Origin of the sequence: Pseudoalteromonas sp. TAB23, assembly GCF_000498075.1 — a bacterium.
Classification (GTDB): domain Bacteria; phylum Pseudomonadota; class Gammaproteobacteria; order Enterobacterales; family Alteromonadaceae; genus Pseudoalteromonas; species Pseudoalteromonas arctica.
The window spans coordinates 126626-132625 of record NZ_AUTP01000324.1; the positions used below are offsets into that span (position 1 = coordinate 126626).

Annotated in this window: 5 protein-coding genes; 1 reads left to right on the top strand and 4 read right to left on the bottom strand. The window is 39.7% G+C overall.

Annotated elements, in window-relative coordinates; translation table 11 throughout:
- Positions 1 to 179: 179 nt before the first annotated feature.
- The 3 genes from L654_RS0121705 to L654_RS0121715 all read right to left on the bottom strand — a co-directional run bounded on the left by L654_RS0121705 (position 180) and on the right by L654_RS0121715 (position 3514).
- Positions 180 to 1112, bottom strand: coding sequence for an exopolyphosphatase (locus L654_RS0121705; protein WP_024609032.1), 933 nt, complete (start codon positions 1110 to 1112; stop codon positions 180 to 182).
- A 143-nt stretch (positions 1113 to 1255) separates the two neighbouring features.
- The gene (locus L654_RS0121710) at positions 1256 to 2704 is read right to left on the bottom strand and encodes a dihydrolipoyl dehydrogenase (protein ID WP_024609033.1); all 1449 of its coding nucleotides are present in this window, start codon (positions 2702 to 2704) and stop codon (positions 1256 to 1258) included.
- Between the two features lie 81 nt (positions 2705 to 2785).
- Entirely contained in the window at positions 2786 to 3514 is a 729-nt protein-coding gene (locus tag L654_RS0121715) for a glutathione peroxidase (RefSeq protein WP_010553231.1), read from the bottom strand.
- 112 nt (positions 3515 to 3626) lie between these two features.
- Here L654_RS0121715 and L654_RS0121720 point away from each other — a divergent pair, with 112 nt between their 5' ends.
- Complete coding sequence (locus L654_RS0121720) at positions 3627 to 4526, top strand: LysR substrate-binding domain-containing protein (protein ID WP_010553232.1); 900 nt, start codon at positions 3627 to 3629, stop codon at positions 4524 to 4526.
- On the opposite strand, the gene L654_RS0121725 is transcribed toward L654_RS0121720, so the two are convergent.
- Complete coding sequence (locus tag L654_RS0121725; protein ID WP_024609034.1) at positions 4523 to 5716, bottom strand: flagellar assembly protein FlgT; 1194 nt, start codon at positions 5714 to 5716, stop codon at positions 4523 to 4525. The genes L654_RS0121720 and L654_RS0121725 overlap by 4 nt on opposite strands.
- Between the last annotated feature and the right edge of the window lie 284 nt (positions 5717 to 6000).

Sequence of the window (6000 nt, forward strand, 5' to 3'; positions counted from 1 at the left end):
AATGGCAATCAGCGCATAAAATGCTTTATTGTAATAAAGGTTTGTAAAGAAGGGCGCGACTAAGTCAGATAATGACTTTATAGCTCATAGTCTTTATGACTTTAGCTAAAATAGTTTGTTGCACAAAAAAAGCGAGTAAACGTTAATTTACTCGCTTTTACATAATGAAATATTAAATCCTAGCCATCACTTGTAATCGTATCGATTAGCTCACTAAGTACGGCTTCAGATTTACTTGTTTCTACTTGGCAAGTACCTGCATTTAAATGACCACCACCGCCATATTTAAGGCACAGTTCGCCAACATTCGTGTTTGAGCTGCGGTTAGTGATTGATTTGCCAACGGCATACACTACGTTTTGTTTTTTAAGGCCCCACATTTTATGAATCGAGATATTGCAGTCGGGGTACATTGCATAAATAACAAATCGGTTTGTGGCGTAAATTGTTTCTTCTTGGGTTAAATCAAGGACCACTAAGTTTTTATGGACGGTAGCGCATTGAGAAATTTGCTCTTTAGCTTTTTCGTTATGCTCGTTATATAAAGCAACACGCTCGGCTACGTCTTCCATTTGTAGGATTTCTTCGATGCTCTGATCTTTACACGCATCAATCAGTTTCATCATTAATTGGTAATTTGAAATTTTAAACTCGCGAAAACGACCAAGGCCAGTTCGCGCATCCATAATAAAGTTCATTAAGACCCAATCGGTTGGGTTTAATATTTCGTCTTTTGAAAACTGAGCAGCATCGCCTTTATCTACCGCGTCCATCATTTCAACAGAAATATTTGGAAGTTTTTCAGCGCCGCCATAATAGTCATAAACTACGCGAGCTGCTGATGGGGCTTCTGGATCAATAATATGATTTTTTATGTCGCTTGAGTTACGAACGGTTTCGCTAAGGTGATGATCGAATGCGATGTGACAACCTGCAACGTAGGGGAGGTTGGTGGTAATGTCGTTTTCGGTAATGTCTATTTTGCCATCTTGCATGTCTTTTGGATGAACAAACAAAATATCGTCAATTAGGTCTAAGTCTTTAAGCAATACGGCACAAACTAAGCCATCAAAATCGCTGCGAGTGACTAGTCTAAATTTATTATTGGGCATAGCTATTCCATCTTTTTAATTGAATTATCAATTAAGTGTAACAGCTAAATTTTTTTTTGAGAGGTCAGCTTAAAAAAATTATAAAAAAGCCAAAACGTTAGTTTTGGCTTTTACTTAGCAAGTTTGTATGTGTAGTAAATAGGTTATGCGCCTGGACCACATTCCATACATGAATTTACAATGTCTGGGCCAAATTTAAGTTTGGCATTTAAGTCGCGAAGGGCGGTACGTAACCCTTCTTCAATTACTGGGTGGTAAAATGGCATATCAAGCATTTCTGGTACGGTCATTTTGTTTTGTACAGCCCATGCTAGTAAGTGAGCGATGTGTTCGGCTTGTGGGCCAATAAATTCTGCACCTAAAAATAAGCCTGTGCCTTGCTCCGCATATACACGCATATAACCTTTGTTTTTAAGCATTACTCGGCTACGACCTTGGTTTTCAAAGCTGACTTCGCCTACTTCAAAACAACCGCATGGGCCTAATCGGTCAGTAATTTGCTTGTAGCTTTCGCCTACCATTGCTATTTGTGGGTCGCTAAATACAGCTGCAATTTTAGCTCTGCGCAGACCTATACGTACATCTGGGAAGCGCCCGGCATTTTGACCTGCAATAGCACCTTGGTCTGATGCTTCGTGTAACAATGGGAGCATGTTACTCGCATCGCCTGCTATAAATATGTTTGACTCGCCACACTGCATTGTATGTGTGTCTGCGTGCGGTACGCCGCGTTCATCAAGTTCAATGCCTGTGTTTTCAAGGCCTAGTTTATCTACGTTAGGTACTCGGCCTGTGGCTGCAAGTACGTAGTCAAACTGTTCGGTGTGTTTTTCACCTTGTTTGTCGGTGTAAGTTAGCTGTGCTTTGTCGCCAACTTGCATCATGTCAGATACGTTTGAGTCGGTATCTACAAAAAATTCTTCAGCAAAAACAGTATTTGCATAGTCTTTTACTACTGGGTCTGTAAGTGGGCCAATTGCGCCGCCTACACCAAATAGTTTTACATTTACGCCTAGTCGGCTAAGTGCTTGGCCAATTTCAAGACCTATTACACCAGGGCCAAATACAGCGACTGATTCTGGTAGGTCATCCCAATCAAATACGTCGTCGTTTATAATAAGTTTGTCGCCAAAGTTATTAAATACGCCAGGGTATGAAGGGCGTGAACCGGTGGCAATTACAAAGCGTTTTGCTGTAATAATTGTGTGGTCGTCTATTTGTAGGCGGTTTGCGTCTAAAAATTTAGCGTAACCACGGATTTTATCACCTTCTGGTAATTCATCTACGGCTTCTACTACGAATCCTACAAAACGATCTCGTTCACTTTTAACGCGTGCCATAACTGCTTTGCCATCAATGACAGGCTTTGAGCTATGAACACCAAATGCAGGTGCCATTTCAATTGCGTGTGCGGCTTCGGCGGCTGCAATCAATAACTTGCTTGGCATACAACCAACACGTGCACATGTGGTGCCGTATGGGCCTGATTCGATCATTAATACATTTTGTGTGAACTGTTTAGCATTACGATAAGCACTTAAACCTGCAGTGCCTGCGCCTATAACAACAACATCGGTTTGCAATTCTTTCATAGTATTTTTTCCTCTAATAAATAGGGGCATAAAGCCCCTATTTTTTACCTACTAACGTTAGGTATTTAATTTACTTATTAATTAAGCAAAGTATTTTTCTAAGTCGTCTGAACCACCGATGTGTTTACCACCAATGAATATTTGTGGAACAGTGTCACGACCAGATACAGCTTTTAGGCTTGTTAGTGATGCGCCTGCACCCATAACAATCTCTTCATATGCGAAGCCTTTTTCTGCAAGAAGCTCTTTTGCTTTTTTACAGAAAGGACAGCCAGGTTTAGTAAAGATGCTTACTGGTTCTGGTTTAGCTTGCTTAGGGTTGATGTAATCAAGCATTGTGTCTGCGTCAGATACTTCAAACGGGTCACCTGGTAAATCTGGTTCGATGAACATTTTGTCAATCACGCCATCTTTAACAAGCATAGAGTATCTCCAGCTGCGCTTACCAAAGCCTAGGTCGTTCTTGTCTACTAACATGCCCATGCCGTCAGTAAATTCGCCGTTGCCGTCTGGTAATAAAGTAATGTTTTGCGCTTCTTGATGTTCAGCCCATGCGTTCATTACAAAGGTATCGTTTACTGATAAACATACAATTTCGTCAACGCCGTTTTGCTTAAGTACGCCTGCTAATTCGTTGTAACGTGGTAAGTGAGTTGATGAACATGTTGGTGTGAATGCACCTGGTAGTGAAAACACTACAACAGTTTTACCTTTAAAAATGTCATCTGTTGTTACTGATTTCCAATCGTTATTTTGACGAGTTGCAAATGTAACACTTGGGATTGTTTGACCTTCGATATTGTTTAACATAATTTTTGTTCCTCTTGATTTGTTGATAGCCATTATGGTGAATAATTAAATATAGTTCCAATCGTTTGTTTGTATTAAACTGATAGTTATAAACTATCACGTAGAGCTGAATATGAACTTAAAAGATTTTGAATATGTAAAAGCAATAGCGCAATATAAACATTTTCGCAAAGCTGCCGATGCATGTTTTGTTAGTCAGCCTACATTAAGTGGTCAAGTAAAAAAACTCGAAAATGAGCTTGGCGTTACTTTGTTTGATCGCTCAACCAAGCAAGTTACCTTAACAGCAAAAGGTGAACGTTTGTTGACGCAAATAGAGATTATTTTAGAACAAACGCAAATACTCAAAGAACTTGCTGCTACTTCTAACGAGCCTCTACAAGGTAAATTAACTATTGGTATTATTCCTACCATTGCGCCTTACTTGTTGCCTGCGTTATTAACATCGATGAAAGCGGCATTTATTGATAGCCAGTTTTCGTTTATTGAGATGCAAACAGCAACAATTTTAGAAGCTTTAAACAAGGGTGAACTCGACTTTGCTATTTTAGCCGATGTGCCAGAGCTTATTAATTACCATACGGTTGCTTTATACAAAGAAGATTTTTTAGTGGCGGTATCACACGATAACGCGCTGTCTAAGCATAAAAAAGTAGCGCTGAGCGATCTTCAAGGATGCAGCCTATTAATGTTAAGTGATGGCCATTGCTTTAAAGATCAAGCCCAAAAGTTTTGTTTTTCTGCAGGAGTCGATGTATCTAACCAGTATAAAGGTAATAGTTTAGAAACATTATTAGCGTTAGTGGCTATGGATGACGGTATTACATTTGTACCAAAGTTGGCATGTACCGACCGTGTAGGGATTGATTACTTGCCTATATTTCCTAATCAGCAGCGTAATGTGGTGTTTGCATGCAGAAAGCATTATCCGCATTTATCTGGTGTAGAACAATTGGGCGAGTGGTTATCGGCTCACCCTAATTTAAAAGCTAAATTGAGTAAAAAACTCTAAAGATCTTGGCTGATTATTTCTACAACATCGTTAATTTGCACGCCAGGTAGTGGTTTGTCATCAATACTGACAGCTACTGCAGTTTGCTGATAAAGCTGCTCTACGCGAATTTTATTAAGCGTGGTGATGGTGTGTGGCATAACATTACCTGCCGCGTCGGTTAAATAGTTATGGTGCGCAATGCTTAGCATTTGGCCTTTTTTTAACCCATGAGCTTTACCTAAGTTAATAACGATTTTGCTATTTTCCATATGCATTATTTTACCTTGAGTAGGTAAACACGCCATAGCTGCTTGAATGTCATAACTTACTGATTGGTTGATATCGGTTATGCTTTGCCCATAAGGCGATTGCCAAAATCTATCACTATTAACATCAACTATGGTTGTTTTTTCAAATGGCCAAATTGCTTGAGTATGGTAACTATTTTGCCAAAGTTGCTCATAGGTAGTGCCATCAAACAGTGCAAACTCAATGTTGTAACTGCGCTCATACGCCTCGTCTTGCCAAAATGCATAATCGTTATTGAGTTTGTCGCTAGTCGAAAGGCTGGTTATTTGGCTAAGCAGAACATATTGAGCGTTACTTCGCGAAGATATTTCTTCTAATTGAGCGTTTGAATAGTCGTGCTGCTGCGAAAAGTATTTATCAACGCTTATTGCATTATTATAGTAAGCAATAGGTACTGCGCTCATTTTTGATTTTTGCAGGGAAGTAAAAATATTTTTGCTAATCGCTTTGCTTACGTCAAATATTTGACCCATTTTGGCGTGTTCACGATGAACAAGTTGGCTTTGTGTAACGGCCACAAACTTATTAAAACTATTTTGTGGGCATTGCTCTGTTTGAGAAAAAATATCGAGTCGTAATGTAATCGCAAATTTATTGTCGTATTTATTTTCGCTGATCAGTTCAATTTTTTGAATTTCGCCGTGGCTGCTAATTTTTAGCTGATCTTGCATTAACACGCCATCTACTAAGGTTTGTACAGAGCTAACCCGTGCGCCAGAGAACACTAGCGCTTGTGTAATCGCATCTTTTATAGCGGCAGATTTAGCTGCGCTCGTATCACCATTTTGAACGTTCGCATGGCCTGTTGATTCATACCACTGCGCTTTAGTAAAAGGGGAGAAGGTTAATAATGCCGTTGCACTTAACCCTGCAAATGCCAATAATAAAAACGACTTCATACTTTTACTCCAATTAAACGTTAGCTATTAACTAGGTAGAGCAAGGACTGTACCAATGTTATTTGGTAATTATTAGGGCGTGTTGATCTTTGGTGGGTGAATTTGCAGCAGTATGTTTGGTTTTTAGGCAAGGCGGAGCCTATGTAGTGTGGTTATTCCCCATGAATAGGCGATAACGCAGCATAAATACCAAACATGCGCTGCCCTTTGGGTTCTTTCTAGGGACGATTAACTCTTTGTTGCTCGGTTTTTACTTAGCCCACTAGGTTACAAACCTCGCGCCG